We start from the raw sequence: 21544 nt of genomic DNA on the forward strand, positions 1-21544 counted from the left end.
TACGCTATGTCTATGCTCGATGTCATCGGGCTCGTTATCGTGGCCATCTTGGTAATTACGCTGGTTGCGTGGGGGCTGACGGTGCGGATCGCCAAGCGTGTGGAAGCGGCTATCCCGCCCGCCGGCAGGTTCGTGGAACTGCCGGTAATCCGGCTGCATGTCGTGGAAAAGGGCAAGGGCACGCCGGTGATAATGCTTCATGGCGTAGGCGGGCAGCTTCATCACTTCACCTATGCACTGGTCGATGAACTTGCTGTTGACTTTCGAGTCATGGCGGTGGACCGGCCTGGCATGGGGTACTCGACCAGGCACGGCGAGGGTGAAACGGACCTGGCGCTCCAGGCGCGTTGCATAGCGGACTTCATTCGACAAGAATCTCTGGAGCGCCCCTTGCTGGTGGGGCATTCCCTGGGCGGCGCACTGGCCTTACGCGTTGCGCTCGATTACCCAGGTCTGGTCGGTGGCCTGGCTTTACTCGCCCCGCTGACGCAATCACAAGCGATTCCTCGAGAATTTCGTCCTATTGCCATCCGTTCAGCGTGGCTGCGCAGCGGATTCGCCTGGACCTTTGCAATACCGCTATCGATCCTGTCGGCCCGTCGGGCGTTGCGCCGCGTATTTACTCCGCAGTCTCCACCGCAGGATTTTTATTATCGTGGCGGCGCCTTGCTGGGGTTGCGTCCAGTATCCTTCTCGACCCTGAGCCTCGAATTGAGCCAACTCAACGATCCGATGCCGGCCATGATTGCGCGATATTCCGAGCTGAGCATGCCGGTGGGGATTCTCTTCGGTGATGCCGATGCGGTGTTGGACCCTGAGCGACACGGTGTGCCCATGGCAACGCATATTCCTTCATTAACGTTGGAACGGCTGCCCGGGGAGGGGCATATGCTGCCTGTCATGCGCCCCGATGCCTGCGCTGCCTTCATCCGACGGATGGCCGAGGCGTTGCCGGGGCGCAAGCGGGTTAACGATCGAGCGTGATCTTGGCGGTCTCGCCCGAACTCAAGCGTACCTGATCGATAATGACGTGACGCTTGCCCCCGGGAACGGAGACCCGGCCGGCCACATAGAATACGCCGGAGGGCAGGCCTGTGACTTTGAAGTAGCCGCGGTCGTCGGTCTTTGCGTAATGCGTGTACTCCTGGGCACGTGGGTCAGGTTTTTCGAGAACCTTGCCGGCCAGGGCGGCTTCGGCGGCCTCGGCCGTGTAGGTCGTTGCCGGTGCGACCGAAACGGTCTCGTTCGCTCCGTAGACGGTCTGGCCCGAGGGTGTCGTAACGAATAACTGGCCGGTGATGGCGGCGTTGCCACTTTTTTCCAGTTTGGCGTATTCATTCTCAGGGAAAGCCACCTGGCGCTCGGTCCGCTCCGGAACCCCGGGGGCTGGAGCACCGAGATCCTCTATGTCGGGGGGGGCGGTATCACGGTCGGTGCCGACGAACTGGCATCCGGCTAGCAGGCCGCCTATCAGGGCAGCAGATATCCATCGTTTCATGACACGTTTCCTTGTGGCTTACGGCACGGAGACTATCTTCTGAAGCAGTCTACAAAGACTGGCTGAAACGGCAACCGATAAGCCCGCGCTATGGTTACGATGCGTTTCGCCCGCTTGCAAGCGATGCTACGAATCACGATGGTAACGGCTGCCGGTGGCCGTACAGTTATTCCCCGGTCAACCGCGGACACAATGGACAGGAGAGTGCTATGAGCGACACACGCATCGAACGCGACAGCATGGGTGAACTGGATGTCCCAGCGAATGCACTTTATGGGGCCCAGACGCAGCGGGCCGTCAATAATTTCCCCGTCAGCGGTCAGCCGATGCCGCCCGCCTTCATCCGGGCCATAGCACGTATTAAACTGGCGGCCGCCGAGGTCAACCGCGACTTGGGGCTGCTTGATGAAACGCGGGCGAAAGCCATCGTCGAGGCTGCTCAGCAGCTGGTGGATGGCCAGCACGCGGATCAGTTTCCCATCGATGTGTTCCAGACCGGCTCGGGCACGTCTAGCAACATGAACGTCAATGAAGTGATCGCCCATCTGGCCTCGAAGAGTGGGGCCGAAGTCGGCCCCAACGACCATGTCAACATGGGCCAGTCGAGCAATGACGTGATTCCCACCGCCATTCATCTGTCCGCCGCGCTGGAAGTCAAGGATCGCTTGCTGCCGGCCATGGAGTATCTGAAGGCCACCATCGAACGCAAGGCCGATGAACTCGACACTGTCGTCAAGACGGGGCGCACCCACCTGATGGATGCCATGCCAATACGCATGAGCCAGGAGTTGGGCGCGTGGGCAAGCCAGGTCGGCCAGGCCATCGAGCGTCTGAAAGACGGCCAGCAGCGCCTGGGGCGGCTGGCTCAAGGGGGAACTGCGGTGGGTACCGGCATCAATGCGCATCCCGAGTTCGCCGAGCGCATGGCCAAGGCGTTGAGTGCTCAAACCAGGCTAGAGCTGCGCCCCAATGACAGCTTCTTTGCCAGCCTGGGGTCCCAGGATGCCGCCGTCGAGCTATCCGGCCATTTGCGGACCTATGCCTGCGCGGTGATGAAAATCAGCAACGATCTCCGCTGGATGAACTCAGGGCCGCTGGCGGGCCTGGGTGAAATCGAGCTGGAAGCCCTGCAGCCGGGCAGTTCGATCATGCCGGGCAAGGTCAATCCGGTGATCCCGGAGTCCGCCGCCCAGGTTGCCGCGCAGGTCATGGGGCTCGACAGTGCGGTGACCGTGGCGGGGCAGAGCGGCAATTTTCAGCTCAATGTGATGCTGCCGCTGATCGCCAACAACCTGCTGACGTCGATTACGCTGCTGACCAATACCAGCCGTCTGTTGGCCGACCGCGCCATTGCCACCTTCAAGGTGCGTCGCGACAACATCGAGACACCTCTATCGCGCAATCCGATCCTGGTGACGGCCCTGAACTCGGTGATTGGCTACAATGCCGCCGCAGCCATCGCCAAGAAGGCTTATCAGGCCGGCCGGCCGATCCTGGATGTCGCCGAGGAAGACACCGACCTCAACCGGGAAGAGCTTGAACGTCTGCTCGATCCGGCTCAGCTCACTCAGGGCGGTATCCCCGAATAACGTCATCTTCTCTTGGATGGCGAGGCGCTCAGGCCTCGCCATCCCCCTGTTGCCGGGCCTCTTCAATGGTTTCGGTGGCTTCCTTTCGTTCTTCCCTATCAGCCTCGGGCGTGTCGTTCTCGTCGGCGCGTGCCGGTCGATAACACAGCGTGGCGATAATGGGAAAGTGATCCGAACCGAAGTTTTTCAGGCGCTGCATGTTGACCAAGGTGAAGTGTTCGCTGATGAAGATATGATCCAGCGGCCAGCGAATCAGCGGATAGCTGGCATGGAATGTGCTGAACATGCCTCGTCCACGGCGTGGATCGAGCATGCCGCTGACCCGGCAGAAACGCCGTGTCGTGCGCGACCAGGCGACGTCATTGAGATCACCTGCAAGCAACGTAGGCTGTTCGTGGCGATGAATATCCTTGCCGACCAAAAGTAGCTCGGCATCGCGCCACAAGGATTGTTCGCTTTCGCTGGGGGCTGGGGGGCGCGGGTGCAGGGCATGGAAGCGGATTTGTGCGCCGCATGGCATACGCAGCCAGGTGTGAATCGACGGAATATCGCTCTGGATCAGCCACTTGACCTCGGTCTCTTCGAGGGGAATTCGCGAATAGAGATGCATGCCATAGAGATTGTCGAGAGGTATTCGGACGCTGTACGGCCATTCCTCGCCGAGGGAGGCCTCGAGCTGCTCCCCCCACCACGCATCGGATTCGAGCGTAAGGACGATTTCCGGCTGATGTTCGTGAATCTGCTCGAGCAGTCCCTGTGCATTGCGATTGGGCGTCAGGACATTGGAAACCATCAATGTCAGGTACTGCATTTCCTTGTTACTGGTCGCGGTCCTGACTGACTTGGGCCATAGCGGCGTCCAGGGCAGGATATGTGCCGCCTGGATGAAGGCCACGGCAGCGCAGGCAGCGATCGACCACCAGCGCCAGTCGGCCGATCCCCACAACCATTGCGCAGCACCCACCACCGCCGCCAGTGCGGCAAGTTGTAGGCGGGGGAAGTCGAAACCGCGTACCCACCAGTAACGTATGTGAAGAAAGGGAACGAGCGTTGCGGCCAACAGGGCCGCAGCGAGGATCCCCAGTCCGATATCGAGCATTGAAAAGTGCCTCCTGGCTTAAGGCGAAACGAGGTGTTATGCCCAGCGTGTCGTCGGTTCTGCTCTTATGGTGCCATTCGTTTTATCTCTAAGCATCAGTCTGTTGCGGTTGGGTAACAAGAAAATGGCTAGAAGATGAGTCAAAAAGTGCCGGCAACAGGGTTGATCGCTCTCGATTTTTTCGCTCCTTGGCTTGCAATCAAACTGAAAATACGTAGAATACGCATCCGTTGCCGCGAGGTGATCGCGGAGCGCGCCTGAAGGACCGTAGCTCAGTTGGTTAGAGCGCCACGTTGACATCGTGGAGGTCAGCGGTTCAAATCCGCTCGGTCCTACCAATAGGCCGTGATATTGCAGGACCATAGCTCAGTTGGTTAGAGCGCCACGTTGACATCGTGGAGGTCAGCGGTTCAAATCCGCTTGGTCCTACCAGATTGCATACCCCGAGGGTTTTCCCTCGGGGTATTTTCGTTTCAGGCTGGGTGGGAAAGATCGCTGGCTGTAATGAAAATCTCGACCAGTCGTTCAATACCCTGCCGATCCTGCTCGCTGAATCGGGCCTGACGCGGGCTGTCCAGATCGAGTACGCCCCAGACCTTGTCATCAATGACGATGGGTACGACCAGTTCCGAGCGTGAGGCGGCGTCACAGGCAATGTGATCGGCCACGGCGTGAACGTCCTCGACACGCTGAGTCTGACGTGTGCGGGCGGCTGCACCACACACACCCTTGCTGAAGGGGATAGGATTGCAGGCAGGCTTGCCTTGAAACGGGCCGAGTGTCAGCATCTCCGGACGAACATGCAGATAGAACCCCGCCCAGTTGATTTCGTCGATTTCCTGCATCAGGAAGGCGCAGGTCTGGGCGGCGTTGGTCAGCCAGTCTCGGGTATCCAGAAGCGCCTCGAGTTGGCGGGCCAAAAGTGCGTAATCGGTCACGGCAATATCCTTGGATCCACAAAGCATGAAAAAGGCCAGCGCTGGGGCTGGCCTCTACGTGCGGCGCCTAGCTAAGAAGGATCACTCCCAGCCCGGCACGGCTGCACCTTTGAACAATTCCTCGGCCTTGGCGGCGACTTCCTCGCTCTGGTAGGCATCGACGAGTTGCTGGATTGATTCACGGTCCTCGTCACCCTTGCGCACCACGATCAGGTTGACGTAGGGCGATTCCGGACCTTCGCGAATCAGGGCATCGTCCAGGCTCAGGCCGGCCGGTTGGGCGAAGGTATTATTAATGAATGCCATGTCGACGTCCGGCAATACGCGCGGCAACTGGGCAGCTTCAATTTCCCGGAACTCGAAGTTATGCGGGTTCTCGGCGATATCGATCGGCGTCGCCTCGAGGTTGGTCGGATCCTTGAGCTCGATCAGCCCTTCGTTGTGCATCAGGATCAGTGCGCGGCCCTCATTGGAGGGGTCGTTGGGCAGTGCAATGGTGGCGCCATCGGGCAGGGCGTCGATGCTGTCGTACTTCTCGGAGTAGGCGCCGATCGGGTAGACGAAGGTGCGTCCGGCAATGGCGAAGTCGTAGCCGCGATCCTCGACCATGCTGCGCATGTAAGGTTCGTGCTGATAAGCGTTGGCGTCCAGGCTGCCATCGGCCAGGGCGGCATTAGGCGAGACGTAGTCCGTAAACTCTACAATCTCTACTTCCAGATCGTGATTTTCCTTGGCCAGGCGCTTAGCGACTTGCATGACTTCGGTTTCAGGTCCAGCGACGGTGCCGACCTTGATCGAGGACGACTCGGCCTCGTCGTTACCGCCGCAGCCGGCGAGAAGGAGGCTGCCGAGCAGGGCCGCTGCGCCTAACAGGCGGGCGGGGCCGAAACGTTGCGACAGGGATGGCATCATTCGATATCTCCTTGCTGATGATGGTAGCTCGTCACCATGGTGATGGCGGGCCAGTGTTTCAAGCCGTAACCGGCTATTTATGATCCGCCTTGCGGACCAGGGCGTCGCCGAGGCTCTGGAAGCCCTGAACCATGACGACCAGGATGGCAACGGTGATTAGCATGACGACGGGGTTGAAGCGGTTATAGCCGTAACGAATCCCCAGATCGCCGAGGCCGCCGCCGCCAACGGCGCCGGCCATGGCCGAATAGCTCACCAGGGTAACCGCGGTGATCGTCAGCCCGGTGATAATGCCGCCGCGAGCTTCCGGTAGGAGTACCTTGGTAATGATCTGATATGGCGTAGCGCCCATGGATTGAGCGGCTTCGACCAGGCCGGGCGGGACCTCATTGAGCGCTCCTTCGACCAGGCGTGCCACGAATGGGATGGCAGCGAGAGTCAGTGGAACGATGGCGGCGTTGGTGCCGATTGAACTACCGACGATAAAGCGGGTAAACGGAATGATCGCCACCATCAGAATGATGAACGGAATCGAACGTCCGATATTGGTAATCATGCCGAGTGCGGTGTTCAGAGTCGGCATGGCCAGGATTTGTCGAGGGCGGGTCACGTAGAGCAGTACGCCCAATGGCACGCCAAGGGCGGCGGCGACAAGGCCCGAGACACCCACCATATAAAGGGTATCAAGGGTAGCCATCAGGATCAGTTCAAGCATTGCGCTGGACATGGCCAAGCACCTCCACTTGCAGGTCATGTGACTTGAGGTAGGCGAGTGCCTGCTGCGTCTTTTCCTGTGGCCCGATCAGTTCCGCAATCATCAGACCCAGAGTGCGTTCCTGAATCGACTCGACCTTGGCTTCGAGAATGCTTACATCAACGTTACATTCGCGGGCGAGGCGTGAGATCAGCGGTGTCGAAACCGCATCGCCGGTAAATGCCAGGCGTACCACAGGATGAGTGTGCGGGCCGGGTCTGGCCTCCATACGATCGATCAGGGCCTGGGGTGGGTCGAGTTCCAGAAAGGCGTTGAGGAATTCTCGGCCCAGGCGTGTGCTAGGCGAGGTGAAAAAGTCGCCTACCTCGGCCTCCTCGACCAGCTTGCCTCCCGAAATCAGGCCAACCTTGTGGCAGATTGACTTGACCACTTCCATTTCATGAGTGATCAGCAGGATGGTCAGCCCGAGCTTGCGATTGATGTCTTTGAGCAGCTCGAGGATCGATTGCGTGGTTTGAGGATCAAGGGCTGAAGTCGCCTCGTCGCAGAGCAGAACCTTGGGCCGGCTGGCCAGGGCGCGAGCAATGGCGACACGTTGTTTCTGGCCACCGGAGAGTTCGGCCGGATACTTGGCATGTTTGTCACTCAGCCCGGTGAGATCCAGCAGGGGCTGGACTCGCTCGCGTATCTCGCGTTTGGCTACGCCCATCAATTCCAGGGGCAGGGCGACGTTATCAAAGACCGTGCGCGATGCCAGCAGGTTGAAGTGTTGGAAGATCATGCCAATGCGGTGGCGTGCCTGGTTGAGCTCCTGCCTGCCGAGCGAGGTGAGTTCCTGGCCATCGACGAAGATGCGACCGGTGGTGGGGCGCTCAAGCAGATTGACGCAGCGAATCAACGTCGATTTGCCGGCACCGGACAGGCCGATGACGCCGTAGATTTCCCCCTGCGCTACATGCAGGTCGGTGGGTTTGAGGGCATGGACCGCCTGGGGACCCTTGCCATACGTCTTGGAAATATTCTCGAGTGTGATCATGGTCCTGGTCGAATCGCGGCGCTGAGGAAATCCGATAACGGCGAGGCTTGTCCGATCGAGGACCGGTGGGATCGTCGTGCGCGGGCGAAGGTGCTCGACAGCAGGGAGGGTGGCGGGCTAGCGAAAAAAAAGGCCACCCTGGTGGGTGGCCATCAACGCTGGACACACCCTTTTAGCTGCACTTTCCGGAACACGAGGCTCCGGAGGCGCCCGCAATCCGGGTACAAATCGGCGCCTAAAATAATGTGCGCAAGAGTTTAAGAAGCGCAAGGGAAAGTGTCAATCTCTTTGGAAGATGTGCAAACGTTTGGTGCTTTGATGTAGAAAATATTCTGGAAACAAGGGATATAAACAGAAAATTGTTCTGCCTTGTATGCGTTGCCGTACCCGAAGCGTGGACGATCCAGCGCCTATTTGACTAGACTGGCGGCCCTAGCCAGGGGAGAGCGTGATGTTTACCGGAATCGTGCAAGGCACGGCCGAACTTGTATCGGTCGAGGAAAGGAACGAATTTCGCACCCATGTCCTCGTCATGAGTGACAACATGCGCAAGGGGCTCGAGATCGGGGCGTCGGTGGCACACAATGGTTGTTGCCTCACCGTGACGCGCATCGATGGCGACCGGGTCAGTTTCGACCTGATGCGCGAAACCCTGCGCCTCACAAATTTGGGGAGCCTTGATATTGGCGACCGCGTAAACATCGAGCGTGCCGCGCGCTTTGGTGACGAGATCGGGGGCCATGCCATGTCCGGTCACGTCATCTGTATGGCCGAACTGACCGAGATTGACGAAGCGCCCGACAACCGTCGTCTCTGGTTCGAGCTCCCCGCCATGTATGCGCGTTTCCTCTTCGAAAAAGGATATATCGGGATTGACGGTATCAGCTTGACCATCGGCGAGGTTCAGGGCGCCCGTTTTTGTGTCAATCTGATTCCTGAAACCTTGGCGCGGACTACCTTGAGTGACCGAGCTCCTGGGGATCACGTCAATATCGAGATCGACCCGCAGACTCAGGCGATTGTCGAGACAGTCGAGCGGGTTCTGGCGAGCCGTAGCGACATACTGCGTTGATCGCTTCGCCAGGGTGCGTTGGGATGCCGTATGGCTTCTGACACAGCACTTGCTTATAAATGACAAGCCACTTTTGTTACTGCACCCATGGTGTCTCGCGTTGCGTGATGCCATTGGGTACCATGTGCGGCTTTTTCCGCACCCCAAGGATTCCGTTCCAGGTACGCAGGTCCCTACATGCTAAAAAGACAACTGAATAGCTTCTTCAAGCTGGACGAGCATCAAACTTCGGTACGCACCGAGATCATCGCCGGGATCACCACGTTCCTGACGATGGCGTATATCATCTTCGTCAACCCGAGCGTGCTGGCACAGGCCGGCATGGATCCGGGGGCGGTTTTCGTCGCGACCTGTCTTGCGGCGGCCATCGGCTGTTTGATCATGGGGCTATTGGCCAATTACCCAATTGCCCAGGCGCCGGGCATGGGGCTCAACGCCTTCTTCACGTTCGGTGTGGTGCTGGGGATGGGACATACCTGGGAAGCCGCGTTGGGAGCGGTATTCCTGTCGGGGATCATTTTCCTGCTGCTCAGTATCTTTCGTATCCGTGAGTGGATCATCAATTCGATACCGATGGCACTGAGATTGGGCATCGCTGCGGGTATCGGCCTGTTTCTGGCGATCATAGCCCTGCAGAACGCGGGGATCGTCATCGATCATCCTGCAACGCTGCTGACTATTGGTGACATTGCCCAGCCCGCTGCACTGTATACCTTGGGCGGCTTCTTCATTATCACCGCGTTGGCCTATCTGCGTGTGATGGGGGCGGTGATGATCGGTATTCTGGGTGTCACCGTCATTTCCATCCTGCTCGGTCACAGCGAATTCGGGGGCGTCGTATCGATGCCGCCCTCGATGGCGCCGGTCTTTCTCGAACTCGATTTGGCCGGTGCGCTGGATATCAGCATGATCAGCGTGGTGTTTGCCTTCCTGTTCGTCGATCTCTTCGATACTGCCGGCACGCTTGTCGGCGTGGCCCAGCGTGGCGGCCTGCTCGACAAGGAAGGCAAGCTGCCGCGCCTTAACAAGGCATTGATGGCCGATAGCACTGCAACCATGACTGGGGCGCTGCTGGGGACTTCCTCAACCACTAGCTATATTGAAAGTGCTTCGGGTATTACGGCAGGTGGCCGTACGGGGCTGACGGCGGTAGTGGTCGCTGTGCTGTTCTTGATCAGTCTATTCTTCGCGCCCTTGGCGGGTTCGATTCCGGTCTATGCGACAGCTGGCGCGCTGCTTTATGTCGCGGTGCTGATGTGTGGCAGCCTGGCGCGCGCCGACTGGGACGATGTTACCGAGGCAGCGCCGGTTCTGGTGGCTGCGCTGTCCATGCCGTTGACCTATTCGATTGCCAACGGCATTGCACTGGGCTTCATCAGCTACGCCGCCATCAAGGCGCTGTCGGGGCGCTTCAGGGAACTCAGCCCTGCCGTCACCGTCTTGGCGATTCTCTTTGCCCTGAAATACCTGTTCCTTGATTGAGGAAACCCATGAGCATCTACGGCGACTACATCAAGTCCGTGATACGTACCGTGCCCGACTGGCCACAGCCGGGCGTCAATTTCCGGGATATTACGCCCGTACTGCAGAATCGGTCGGCCTTCCGCAAGCTGATCGACAGCTTTGTGCATCGTTATCAGGACATGGACCTCGATGCGATTGCTGCCATCGACGCACGTGGATTCATTATCGGTGCCCCAGTCGCCTATGAACTCGGTTGTAGCTTCGTGCCGGTGCGCAAGAAAGGTAAATTGCCGTTCAAGACCATCAGTGAGACCTATACCCTGGAGTACGGCGAAGCCACTGTAGAACTGCACTCCGATGCGTTCCGTGAGGGTGATCGTATCCTGGTGATGGATGATTTGATCGCCACCGGAGGAACCATGCTGGCAGCAGCCAAGCTGATCCAGCGTAGCGGTGGCCAGGTGGTCGAGACGGCTGCAATCATCGACCTTCCCGAGCTCGGGGGCTCGCAAAAGATTCGTGAAGATGGGCATAGCGTCTTCGCTGTGTGCTCCTTCACGGAAGACGACGACTGAGTCGTTGACCAGCAGAGTATCTGATCATGAGTGCCAACCGTTACCATCAGCATTTCACCGTATCCTGGGACCAGTTGCACCGTGATGTGCGCGCCTTGTGCCACCAGCTCATCGAGCGGGATTTCAAGGGCATCGTGGCCATTACCCGCGGCGGTCTGATTCCGGCTGCGTTAATCGCTCGCGAACTCAACGTTCGCTTGATCGATACGGTCTGTATCAAAAGCTACGACCACATGGATCAGGGCGGATTGGATGTCATGAAGGGCGTCGATCATGATGGCGAAGGCTGGCTGCTGGTGGACGATCTCGTCGACACTGGCAAGACGGCACGTGCCGTACGCAACATGCTGCCCAAGGCGCATTTCGTGACTGTCTATGCCAAGCCGGAAGGGCGACCACTGGTCGACCAGTGTCTCACCGAGGTGGCTCAGGATTGCTGGATTCAGTTCCCCTGGGATATGGGCATTGCCTACGTGGAGCCCTTGGTGGATCAAGTTCGCAGCCAGGATCGCTAAGGACGCTATATGGCATCGCCGCTGCCCGAAAGCTGGGATCGTTATCTGGGCGCCGAGTTCGAGGCGCCCTACATGCAGTCGCTGAAATACTATCTGGCGGCGGAAAAACAGGCGCGCAAGATTATCTACCCACATTCGGCGGACTGGTTTCGGGCGTTCGAATTGACGCCCCTGGACCAGGTGCGGGTCGTGATCCTTGGTCAGGATCCGTATCACGGCCCTGGCCAAGCCCATGGGTTGTGCTTCTCGGTGCGCCCAGGCGTGCCTACGCCTCCATCACTGCAGAACATTTACAAAGAACTTGCGCAGGACGTTGGCTTCTCGCCGGTCGATCATGGTTTTCTTGAAAGCTGGGCCCGCCAGGGCGTGTTGTTGCTCAATAGTGTTCTAACTGTCGAGCAAGGCAATGCCGGTGCGCATCGGAACCGAGGATGGGAAACGTTCACTGATCGTGCCATTCAGGTCATCAACGAACATTGCACCAATGTGGTCTTCCTGCTGTGGGGCAGCTATGCCCAGAAGAAGGCGTCATTCGTGGACCGCAACCGTCACCTGGTACTCCACGCACCACACCCGTCGCCGTTATCCGCCCACCGGGGGTTCTTTGGTCAGGGGCATTTTTCTCGCACCAACGATTTTCTCGAGTCGAAAGGACGTGGTTCCATCGACTGGCAACTGCCGGCTGTCCCGACTTGATGCGCCGGCGGAGATTGGCCCTTAACCCGAGGCGCCCGTCGCGATAGAATTGCGCGCAATTTCGGGTCCGTGCCCTCCCTCCTTTAACTGCCTTCAAGGGATCTCGCCATGAGCGTACACGCTATCGATCATCCGCTGGTCAAGCATAAGCTGGGTCTGATGCGTACCGCCGATATCAGCACGAAGAGCTTTCGTGAACTTGCCGGCGAAGTCGCCAAACTGTTGACCTATGAAGCGACCCAAGACCTGGAAGTGGAGCCTGTAACTATCCAGGGGTGGAGTGGCCAGCCTATCGAAGTTGAGCACCTCAAGGGCAAGAAGGTTACTATCGTGCCGATCCTGCGTGCCGGGTTGGGCATGCTGGATGGGGTGACCGACCTGATCCCTAGCGCACGTATCAGTGTGGTGGGGCTATATCGCAACGAGGAGACGCTGGAGCCGGTACCGTACTTCGAGAAGTTCACCAACGATATCGAGGAACGCCTGGCTATCGTCATCGATCCAATGCTGGCTACGGGCGGCTCGATGGTCGCTACACTGGATATGCTGAAAAAACGTGGCTGTCCGCTGATGAAAGTGATCGTGCTGGTTGCAGCGCCTGAAGGTATACGCCGCGTACAGGAAGCGCACCCCGACGTAGAGATTTATACTGCATCCATTGACGAACGGCTCGATGAGAAGGGGTACATCGTGCCCGGGTTGGGGGATGCGGGAGACAAAATCTTCGGGACACGCTGAATAAGGTTGTTTCCTCGGCTGGCCGAAAAACCGGTCAGCCGCTCCGCTTAATAATACCTGCCCTTTCTATTTACCCGCCTGATTAGTCATTACTGATGTTCGGAAGTGATCAATAGCGAACATTTCTGAAGGCAAGGCCTCTTTTGCCTAGCTTTCTTATGATCTTGGTCAAAAGTCTAATAAGAGCTATTTTTTATTATAAAACAATAAGAAGCGCTCATTTATGGGTGGGTTCTTGGGCCTTGCTGTTGATTTTCGGTTGTAGACATTTGTGTTTGTATTCGAATCTCGGCTAGTGTTCAGACTAGCCGCTTACGAATACCTCGATAACAACGAACAACCGAGCACAGTATGTCCTTGATCCTCGAAGACCTCCATCGCGTTGTCGGCGGAGAAACCTACATCGAAGGCATAAGCCTGGAGCTGGAACCCGGCTCGTTCAATGTGCTGCTAGGCCGAACGCTGTCAGGCAAAACGTCTCTCATGCGCCTCATGGCAGGCCTGGATTCTCCAACCCAGGGGCGGGTAATAATGCATGGACGTGACGTGACGGGCGTTTCGGTACGCAAGCGTAACGTGTCCATGGTTTACCAGCAGTTTATCAATTACCCCGGGCTCACTGTTTACGACAACATTGCCTCTCCTCTCAAGCTGGCCAAGGTCAGCTGTGGCGAAATCGATCGGCGGGTTCGCGAAATCGCCGAAATGCTGCATATCGATCCCTTCCTGGACCGCTTGCCACTGGAACTCTCCGGTGGGCAGCAGCAGCGTACTGCCATGGGCCGCGCACTGGTTAAAGATGCGGATATCGTTCTCTTCGATGAGCCGTTGGTCAATCTCGATTATAAGCTACGCGAAGAATTTCGAGAGGAGTTGCGTGCCGTCTTCAGCGAGCGCAACTGCATCGCCGTGTATGCGACGACCGAACCCGCCGAAGCCTTGGCGCTGGGAGGCAATACGGCCGTCCTGCACGAGGGGCGGCTGTTGCAATATGGACGCACCGAGGAGGTTTATCACCGTCCACGTGACATTCTGAGCGCCGAGATGTTTTCGGAGCCGCCCATCAATATTTTGCGCGGAATCATTTCCGGCTCTGAGGTGACGTTCGACAGTCGCCTGCACTTCCCGATCAAGGAGGATCTTCGCTCCTTGCCGCCGGGGGAATATCGCTTCGGAGTGCGAGCTTCGCATATCTCACTCAGTCCTCGAGCCGAGGATGATATCGCGGTCCAGATGTCAGTCGACTTGGCGGAAATCAGCGGTTCCGAGACCTTTTTGCACGTGCATAACGAACTCTTTCACTTGGCGGTACATCTCGCAGGCGTGCATGACTTCAAGGTTGGCGCGCCCGTCACACTCTACTTCCCGACGCACAAGATCTACGCCTTTGATCGGCATGGGGCCGTGGTACATATTCCGACGCACCTGGGAGGCCTCTGAGATGGCAGAGATCGCATTGAAATCCTTGGCTCACAGCTACCTGCCCAATCCTACCAAGCCGGGAGACTATGCCATTCGTGAAATGAATCACGTCTGGCAGCAGGGGGGAGCCTATGCGCTTCTCGGTCCCTCGGGGTGCGGCAAATCGACCCTGCTCAACATTATTTCCGGCTTGCTTGAGCCTTCCAGTGGAGAGGTGTTGTTCGATGGCGAACGGGTCAATTCATTGCCACCCGAAGCGCGCAACATTGCTCAGGTTTTTCAGTTTCCGGTCGTCTACGACACTATGACCGTCTACGACAACCTGGCCTTTCCCCTGCGCAACGTGAAGACGCCGGAAGACAGGGTTCACGAGCGCGTGATGGAGGTTGCCGATGCGCTGGAACTGACGCCGCACTTGAAACGCAAGGCCAAGAACCTATCTGCCGACGAGAAGCAGAAGGTCTCCATGGGTCGTGGACTGGTACGTGACGATGTCTCCGCGATTCTGTTCGATGAGCCGCTGACCGTGATCGATCCTCAGCTCAAGTGGAAACTGCGGCGTAAGCTCAAGGAGATTCATCAGCGCTTCGAAATCACCATGGTCTACGTAACTCACGACCAGCTCGAGGCGTCCACCTTCGCTGACAAGATCGCCGTGATGTACGAGGGGCAAGTCGTTCAGTTTGGCACGCCACGTGAACTGTTCGAGGCGCCGAACCATACCTTTGTCGGCTATTTCATTGGTAGTCCCGGCATGAACTTCATTGATGTCTCGCTGCGTAATGGTCGGGTCATGGCCGGGGAGACGGAGCTACATATCGGTCGGGAAATCGCCAAGGCACTGCAAGATGTCCGTACGACGAACGTCAAGCTAGGCATTCGTCCCGAGTTTATCGAGGTTCACGATACTGCCGTAGAGGGCAGCATGGCCGTTGACGTCGAGCACGTTCAGGACCTCGGCACCTACTCAATCCTCTATCTCAAGCTCGGTGAGACTTCTCTCAAGGCGCGCATCGAGGAGGAGCAGGATGCACCTGTCGGCAAGGCGTATTTGCGCTTCCCGAACGACCGGGTCGGCCTTTACGTCGACGAGTTTCGCGTGGAGGTTCCACATGAATAAAGTCCAGAATAACCGTGCATGGTGGTTAATCCTGCCCATGCTGCTGTTGGTTGCCTTCTCTGCAATCATTCCTTTAATGACCGTAGTCAACTACTCGGTTCAGGACGTCTTCGATGCCAATACCCGGTTCTTCACAGGAACCGAGTGGTTCAAGGAAATGCTCAACGACCCGGCCCTCCAGGCAGCTGTGCTTCGACAGTTTGCCTTCTCGCTCACGGTGCTGGCGATTGAGGTGCCGTTGGGCATCGGCATTGCGTTGATCATGCCCAAGCGGGGGTGGCAGGCGTCTGCGGTACTGATCCTGGTGACCATGCCGTTGCTGATACCCTGGAATGTCGTGGGCAGCATCTGGCAGATTTTTACCCGTGGTGATATCGGCCTCATGGGCTGGAGCCTTCGCGAACTCGGGTACGGCTACAACATCACGGCGAGCCCCGTGGATGCCTGGGCCACCATTATCCTCATGGATGTCTGGCACTGGACTCCGCTCATCGCTCTGCTTTGCTACAGTGGTCTGCGCTCCATACCTGATGCCTATTACCAGGCCGCACGCATAGACCGGGCTTCCCAGTGGGCTGTCTTTCGACATATCCAGCTTCCCAAGCTGACCAACGTACTGGTTATTGGTGTACTGCTGCGTTTCATGCACTCCTTCATGATCTACGCGGAACCCTTCGTGCTGACGGGAGGCGGGCCCGGGAGTTCGACCACCTTCCTTAGCCAATCCCTGACCACCATGGCGATCGGGCAGCAGGATCTTGGCCCCTCGGCCGCGTTTTCTCTGATCTATTTCCTGATTATTCTTCTCGTCAGTTGGGTCTTCTACACCGCCATCATGAACATGCAGAAAGACAAGAAGCAGGAGGGGGCCTGAGATGACCGACTCGCTGATTGGCACACCCGATGCCGTTCGCAAGCACGCAGCAACCACTGCCGCACGCCGTCGCCGTAAGTCACGCTCGGCACTACTGAAGTGGCGCCGTCGGGGCCTGATGGCTGCGTATATCGTATTCGTGTTGCTGCCGATCTACTGGCTGCTCAACATGTCCTTCCAGTCCAATACAGAGATCCTGGGCGGGCTCACACTTTGGCCTGAGAATTTCACGACAGAGCACTACGTCAAAATTTTTACCAATGCGAACTGGTACATGGGCTACGTGAACTCCATTACCTATGTACTGATGAACATGGTCATCAGCATTGCGGTAGCATTACCGGCAGCCTATGCCTTCAGCCGCTATCAGTTCATTGGCGACAAGCACCTGTTCTTCTGGCTGCTGACCAACCTGATGGCTCCGCCGGCTGTCTTTCTCCTGCCGTACTTCCAGCTTTATTACACAGTGGGGCTCTTCGATACGCATATCGCCGTGGCGCTGGCGCATTGCTTGTTCAATATTCCTCTGGCGGTATGGATTCTCGAAGGATTCATGAGCAGTGTGCCGAAGGAAATCGACGAGACGGCCTTCATCGACGGCTACAGCTTTCCGAAGTTCTTCGTGAAAATATTCATTCCCATGATCAGTTCGGGCATCGGTGTCACGCTGTTCTTTCTGTTCATGTTCTCCTGGGTCGAGCTGCTCCTGGCGAGCACGTTGACTGCCACCAATGCGCAGCCAATCGCCTCGGTGATGACCCAGACAAAGGGAGCATCGGGCATCGACTGGGGTACGTTGGCCGCCGCGGGTGCGCTGACCATCCTGCCGGGCATCGTCGTCGTCTACTTCGTGCGTAACCACATCGCAAAGGGCTTTGCCCTGGGCCGGACCTGAGGAGGAACGACATGGAATGGATGGTCTGGACCACCCCGACTGCGATCTTCTTTTCAGTCATCGCTGCCATGTTGGCTGGGATGACGGCATGGGAAATCTCATCACCATCGATCGAGCGCAAGGGGTTCCTGCCGATCGAAACCACGCGGGGAGACCGGCTCTTCATTGGGCTGCTTTCCGCTGCCTATATCCATCTGCTGGTGGTGGGCTTCACATCACTGAGCATCTGGATAGCCCTGGGAATTTCCATCCTTTGGGTGCTGGTGTTGATGCGCTGGGGCTGACAACCACTTGGAGCCGCAGATTCACGGACGAACTACCACAAACAAAGAGGTCACTATGAAACCGACAAGAATACGACTCTCTCTGCTCGCTGCTGGCGTCATGCTGGCGAGCGGCGCGCTGCACGCCGACGAGAACGACACTCGCGCCATCGCTGAACGGCTGGTCGACGAGCATTTCCAAGAATCGACGCTGACGCGCGAGCAACAAATCGAAGAACTCATGTGGTTTGCCAAGGCGGCCGAGCCGTTCCGTGGCATGGATATCAATACGGTTGCCGAGGGGTTGACCACGCATATCTATGAGCGGGATGTACTTGCCAAAGCCTTCAGCGAACTGACCGGCATCAACCTGACGCACAACATCATTGGCGAAGGTGATGTAGTCAATAACATGCAGACGCAGATGCAGTCGGGGCGCAACATTTACGATGGCTACGTCAATGATACGGACTCCATCGGCACGCATATTCGCTACGGTAGCACCGTCAATATTTCCGAGGCCATGAAGAATGAGTGGGCCGATTACACATTGCCGAGCCTGGATCTCAACGACTTCATCGGCATCCAGTATGGCACGGGCCCTGATGGCAGTCTCTATCAGTTGCCCGACCAGCAATTCGCCAACCTTTACTGGTTCCGTTATGACTGGTTCCAGCGTGAGGATCTCCAGAAACAGTTCCGTGATATTTATGGCTATGACCTGGGCGTACCCACTAACTGGACGGCTTACGAGGACATTGCCGAGTTCTTCACGGAACACGTCGGAGAAATCGACGGTACCAAGGTGTATGGCCATATGGATTATGGCCGTCGCGATCCCTCGCTGGGCTGGCGCTTCCACGATTCCTGGCTTTCCATGGCAGGCATGGGCAGTCACGGCGTACCGTTCGGCAACCCAGTGGATGACTGGGGAATTCGTGTCAATGAACAAAGCCAACCGGTGGGGGCTAGTGTGAGTCGTGGTGGGGCCACCAATTCACCAGCGTCGGTCTTTGCGGTGACCAAAATGGTCGATTGGCTAAAAGAATATGCGCCACCCGAGGCCAGCGGCATGACCTTTGGTGAAGCCGGCCCGGTTCCCGCGCAAGGCAACATTGCCCAGCAGATCTTCTGGTACACCGCCTTTACCGCGGACATGACCGATCCGGGCCTGCCGGTCACCGAGGAAGACGGTACACCGAAGTGGCGCATGGCGCCGTCGCCGACTGGGCCGTACTGGGAAGAAGGGATGAAAGTCGGCTATCAGGACGTAGGGGCCTGGACCTTCTTCGACTCCACCCCTGAGGACCGACGCACGGCTGCCTGGCTTTTCGCCCAGTTCGCCGTTTCCAAGACCGTCTCGCTCGAGAAGTTGATGGCCGGGCTCACGCCGATTCGCAAATCGGACATCTTTTCCGAACAGATGACCGAAATGGCTCCCAAGCTTGGCGGTTTCGTGGAGTTCTATCGTAGCCCCAACGAGTCTCAGTGGACCCCCTCGAGCACCAACGTTCCTGACTATCCGCGCATGGCGCCCCTATGGTGGCAGAACCTGTCGCCAGCGGTGAGCGGTGATATTTCGCCACAGGAAGCGCTCGACAATCTGGCGGGTGATCTGGACAGCATCATGGCACGCCTTGCCCGGGCCAAGGTCTTCGAAACCTATGCGCCCAATCTCAACGAGGAGCGGGATCCTGAATATTGGCTTTCCCAACCGGGATCGCCCAAGGCCAAGCTGGATAACGAGATGCCGCAGGGCACCACCGTGCCCTACGACGAGTTGATGAAGCAGTGGATGGCTGCCGGTACACGCTGAGAAGCCTGTGATCAGGTGTTGTATCCTGCCGGCCCAGTCATGGGCCGGCAAGGAGACCAGTAACGTGTGAACGGTTGCCTGAACGGAACCCAGGGCCCCGCTTGGCATGACCGAGCGGGGCTTTTTGCTTCCAGAACGGGGCTGTGATGTAGCTACGCGATAGCAATATCCAACTTCCCGGCCAGATCTTAATTGTCCTCATGATCGGCGCGGGTAGATGAATTGGGCGAAAAGCGTAAGCATTGTGTCTCCAGGGGGGCGGGAATCATCGAACAGAAGCGTTGGAAGCGCGGGGTATGATCTGGGCCCCAACCGGGCTGGGTGCTGTTAGAATGCCGCGCGATACGCATTGTCCGATGAAATCTCTGGAGCCCCTGACATGACCGACAATACATCGGCTGCCACCTTGCCGGCCGATTCTCTGCCACGCATCTTGCTGACCGGGGCACAGATGCTGTTCGTGGCTTTTGGTGCGCTGGTGCTGGTGCCTTTGCTGACCGGGCTAGACCCCAGCGTGGCGCTGTTTACCGCCGGAGCGGGAACGCTGGTGTTTCACGCCGTCACGCGACAAAGTGTGCCGGTATTTCTGGCCTCGTCGTTTGCCTTTATCGCGCCGATCCAAGGGTCAATAGCCAATTTCGGCATCCCCGCCACGCTAGGCGGCTTGTTTGTGGCAGGCCTGGTTTATGTAGCGATCTCGCAACTGGTCAGGGTGAAAGGAACCGCTTGGCTGCATCGGCTGTTGCCGCCGGTGGTGGTGGGGCCGGTGATCATGGTTATCGGGCTGGCATTGGCGCCGGTCGCCGTTGATATGGCAATTGGGAATACCAGTGACACCATCAGTTACGGTCAGGCGATCACCTTGTCGATGCTTAGCCTGCTGGTGACGCTGATCCTGGCCGTGTTCGGGCGCGGCATACTGCGGCTCGTGCCGATCATGGGGGGTATTCTGGTCGGGTACCTGCTCGGCCTGGCCATGGGCGTGGTCGACTTGACGCCAGTCAGTGATGCTGCCTGGATCGAACTGCCCAATTTCGTTGCGCCGACGTTCCATCTTTCAGCGATACTGTTCATGATTCCGGTAGCCATCGCGCCGGCGGTTGAGCATATCGGTGACATGATCGCCATCGGGTCAGTAACTCGTAAAAATTACCTGGAAAAGCCGGGATTGCACCGGACCCTGTTGGGCGATGGTCTGGCCACGTCGGTGGCTGCAATGTTCGGTGGGCCGCCGAACACCACTTATTCGGAGGTGACAGGGGCGGTCACGCTAACGCGCAACTTCAACCCTCGCATCATGATCGTCGCGGCAATCGTGGCCATCGTTCTGGCTTTCGTGGCCAAGCTCGGCGCGCTACTACAGACCATTCCTGCACCAGTGATGGGTGGCATCATGACACTGCTATTCGGCTCGATTGCCGTGGTGGGCATGAATACCCTGGTCAGGGCAGGGAAGGCCCTGACCGTGCCGCGTAACATGGTTGTCGTCTCCCTGATCCTAGTCTTCGGGATCGGTGGCATGCAGGTCGGTGGGGGGCAGTTCGTCCTGCAAGGCGTCAGTCTGGCTGCGTTGGTGGGTATTGTATTGAACCTGGTGTTGCCGCCTGCCAAGGAAGAGCACTAAGTACGGCTGGGAGGAGGGAAGGGCTGAGCCGCTTTCCCTCCTGCTGCTTCAACCGTGATGCTTTTCTGTGCCTCCTTCAGCGAAGCTGGGCGGATTGTTGGCACTGACGATAACGCAGTCGCTATCGCTGACATTGCGGAAGCGATGCGGAAGTCGGGAGTCGAAATAGTACGCATCCCCGGCAGTGAGCAACTGAACTTCGCCGTTGACGGAAAGTTCGATGGTTCCGGCCACGATGACGCCGCCCTCTTCCCCTTCGTGTTCAAGCATATCTTCGCCGGTGTCGGCGCCAGGCGGATAATACTCGTGGATGATCGACATGCTGCGGTTAGGCCGGCGGGCGCCGACCAGGCGCCAGGATAGCTTGCCATCGCCGATCTCGGTCAGCTCGCTGGCACGATAGAACACTTGTTCTTTAGCGAACTCCTCGCCGGCAAAGAACTCACTGATCGACACAGGTAATGCGTCCAGTATCTTCTTCAATGAGCTGACGGAAGGGCTGACACTGTTCTGTTCGATAAGGGATATCGTGCTGTTTGTCACCCCGGCACGCTTGGCCAATTCACGTTGGGAAAGCCCGCGTTTCTGACGAAGCTGCTTGAGGCGTGCCCCTACATCGAATCCGCTCATTTTCCATCCTTGTTGAACATACTTGACGGCATGATACCGCGTTATTTCTCCCT

At 57.8% G+C, this 21544-nt stretch carries 22 protein-coding genes and 2 tRNA genes; 17 read left to right on the plus strand and 7 right to left on the minus strand.

Going from position 1 to position 21544, the window contains the following annotated elements:
• Positions 1–6: 6 nt before the first annotated feature.
• Positions 7–984 carry an alpha/beta fold hydrolase gene (locus F568_RS0108640; RefSeq protein WP_083933004.1) on the plus strand — a complete coding sequence of 326 codons (978 nt, stop codon included), beginning with the start codon at positions 7–9 and terminating at the stop codon, positions 982–984.
• On the opposite strand, the gene F568_RS0108645 is transcribed toward F568_RS0108640, so the two are convergent.
• Entirely contained in the window at positions 968–1498 is a 531-nt protein-coding gene (locus F568_RS0108645; protein WP_019018322.1) for a carboxypeptidase-like regulatory domain-containing protein, read from the minus strand. The two genes, F568_RS0108640 and F568_RS0108645, sit on opposite strands and share 17 nt — an antisense overlap.
• Before the next feature lie 209 nt (positions 1499–1707).
• Between F568_RS0108645 and F568_RS0108650 the strand changes: the two genes are divergently transcribed.
• On the plus strand, positions 1708–3087 hold the full coding sequence (locus tag F568_RS0108650) for a class II fumarate hydratase (RefSeq protein WP_019018323.1): 1380 nt from the start codon (positions 1708–1710) through the stop codon (positions 3085–3087).
• 28 nt (positions 3088–3115) lie between these two features.
• Here the strand turns inward: F568_RS0108650 and F568_RS0108655 are convergent, their stop codons facing one another.
• Complete coding sequence (locus F568_RS0108655) at positions 3116–4186, minus strand: endonuclease/exonuclease/phosphatase family protein (RefSeq protein ID WP_019018324.1); 1071 nt, start codon at positions 4184–4186, stop codon at positions 3116–3118.
• 261 nt (positions 4187–4447) lie between these two features.
• Here F568_RS0108655 and F568_RS0108660 point away from each other — a divergent pair.
• Together F568_RS0108660 and F568_RS0108665 are read left to right on the plus strand one after the other, a co-directional pair.
• Positions 4448–4524 (plus strand) — tRNA-Val (locus F568_RS0108660).
• Positions 4525–4541: 17 nt separating this feature from the next.
• Positions 4542–4618 (plus strand) — tRNA-Val (locus tag F568_RS0108665).
• Positions 4619–4659: 41 nt separating this feature from the next.
• Here the strand turns inward: F568_RS0108665 and msrC are convergent.
• The 4 genes from msrC to F568_RS0108685 all read right to left on the minus strand — a co-directional run bounded on the left by msrC (position 4660) and on the right by F568_RS0108685 (position 7787).
• On the minus strand, positions 4660–5124 hold the full coding sequence (gene msrC / locus F568_RS0108670; RefSeq protein WP_019018325.1) for a free L-methionine (R)-S-oxide reductase MsrC: 465 nt from the start codon (positions 5122–5124) through the stop codon (positions 4660–4662).
• 81 nt (positions 5125–5205) lie between these two features.
• Entirely contained in the window at positions 5206–6036 is an 831-nt protein-coding gene (locus tag F568_RS0108675; RefSeq protein WP_019018326.1) for a MetQ/NlpA family ABC transporter substrate-binding protein, read from the minus strand.
• A gap of 73 nt (positions 6037–6109) precedes the next feature.
• Positions 6110–6763, minus strand: coding sequence for a methionine ABC transporter permease (locus tag F568_RS0108680; RefSeq protein ID WP_026300424.1), 654 nt, complete (start codon positions 6761–6763; stop codon positions 6110–6112).
• The gene (locus F568_RS0108685) at positions 6744–7787 is read right to left on the minus strand and encodes a methionine ABC transporter ATP-binding protein (protein WP_019018328.1); all 1044 of its coding nucleotides are present in this window, start codon (positions 7785–7787) and stop codon (positions 6744–6746) included. Before F568_RS0108685 ends, F568_RS0108680 begins: the two co-directional genes overlap by 20 nt.
• Before the next feature lie 451 nt (positions 7788–8238).
• Here F568_RS0108685 and F568_RS0108690 point away from each other — a divergent pair, with 451 nt between their 5' ends.
• The 13 genes from F568_RS0108690 (at position 8239) to F568_RS0108750 (ending at position 20861) form a co-directional block, all read left to right on the plus strand.
• Positions 8239–8859 (plus strand): riboflavin synthase, encoded by a 621-nt coding sequence (locus F568_RS0108690; RefSeq protein WP_019018329.1) that lies wholly within the window; start codon positions 8239–8241, stop codon positions 8857–8859.
• 177 nt (positions 8860–9036) lie between these two features.
• A complete protein-coding gene (locus tag F568_RS0108695) occupies positions 9037–10341 on the plus strand; it encodes an NCS2 family permease (RefSeq protein ID WP_019018330.1) in 1305 nt (434 codons plus the stop codon).
• Between the two features lie 8 nt (positions 10342–10349).
• Positions 10350–10898 (plus strand): adenine phosphoribosyltransferase, encoded by a 549-nt coding sequence (locus tag F568_RS0108700; protein ID WP_019018331.1) that lies wholly within the window; start codon positions 10350–10352, stop codon positions 10896–10898.
• 26 nt (positions 10899–10924) lie between these two features.
• On the plus strand, positions 10925–11413 hold the full coding sequence (gene gpt / locus F568_RS0108705) for a xanthine phosphoribosyltransferase (protein WP_019018332.1): 489 nt from the start codon (positions 10925–10927) through the stop codon (positions 11411–11413).
• 9 nt (positions 11414–11422) lie between these two features.
• Positions 11423–12109, plus strand: coding sequence for a uracil-DNA glycosylase (ung, locus tag F568_RS0108710; protein WP_019018333.1), 687 nt, complete (start codon positions 11423–11425; stop codon positions 12107–12109).
• A 108-nt stretch (positions 12110–12217) separates the two neighbouring features.
• Positions 12218–12847 carry a uracil phosphoribosyltransferase gene (gene upp / locus F568_RS0108715; RefSeq protein WP_019018334.1) on the plus strand — a complete coding sequence of 210 codons (630 nt, stop codon included), beginning with the start codon at positions 12218–12220 and terminating at the stop codon, positions 12845–12847.
• A 351-nt stretch (positions 12848–13198) separates the two neighbouring features.
• Positions 13199–14287 carry an ABC transporter ATP-binding protein gene (locus F568_RS0108720; RefSeq protein WP_019018335.1) on the plus strand — a complete coding sequence of 363 codons (1089 nt, stop codon included), beginning with the start codon at positions 13199–13201 and terminating at the stop codon, positions 14285–14287.
• Between the two features lies 1 nt (position 14288).
• A complete protein-coding gene (locus F568_RS0108725; protein ID WP_019018336.1) occupies positions 14289–15389 on the plus strand; it encodes an ABC transporter ATP-binding protein in 1101 nt (366 codons plus the stop codon).
• Complete coding sequence (locus F568_RS0108730; RefSeq protein ID WP_019018337.1) at positions 15382–16263, plus strand: carbohydrate ABC transporter permease; 882 nt, start codon at positions 15382–15384, stop codon at positions 16261–16263. The genes F568_RS0108725 and F568_RS0108730 overlap by 8 nt, the downstream gene beginning before the upstream one ends.
• A gap of 1 nt (position 16264) precedes the next feature.
• Positions 16265–17158, plus strand: coding sequence for a carbohydrate ABC transporter permease (locus F568_RS0108735; protein ID WP_019018338.1), 894 nt, complete (start codon positions 16265–16267; stop codon positions 17156–17158).
• Between the two features lie 11 nt (positions 17159–17169).
• On the plus strand, positions 17170–17442 hold the full coding sequence (locus tag F568_RS0108740; RefSeq protein ID WP_019018339.1) for a DUF2160 domain-containing protein: 273 nt from the start codon (positions 17170–17172) through the stop codon (positions 17440–17442).
• A gap of 55 nt (positions 17443–17497) precedes the next feature.
• Positions 17498–19237, plus strand: a complete 1740-nt coding sequence (locus tag F568_RS0108745; protein WP_026300425.1) for an ABC transporter substrate-binding protein — start codon at positions 17498–17500, stop codon at positions 19235–19237.
• A gap of 379 nt (positions 19238–19616) precedes the next feature.
• Entirely contained in the window at positions 19617–20861 is a 1245-nt protein-coding gene (locus tag F568_RS0108750) for a uracil-xanthine permease family protein (RefSeq protein ID WP_019018341.1), read from the plus strand.
• A 48-nt stretch (positions 20862–20909) separates the two neighbouring features.
• Here F568_RS0108750 and F568_RS0108755 read toward each other — a convergent pair whose 3' ends face one another.
• Complete coding sequence (locus F568_RS0108755) at positions 20910–21491, minus strand: helix-turn-helix domain-containing protein (RefSeq protein ID WP_019018342.1); 582 nt, start codon at positions 21489–21491, stop codon at positions 20910–20912.
• Between the last annotated feature and the right edge of the window lie 53 nt (positions 21492–21544).

The sequence above is a fragment of the Modicisalibacter luteus DSM 23508 genome (assembly GCF_000378505.1).
GTDB lineage: Bacteria > Pseudomonadota > Gammaproteobacteria > Pseudomonadales > Halomonadaceae > Modicisalibacter > Modicisalibacter luteus.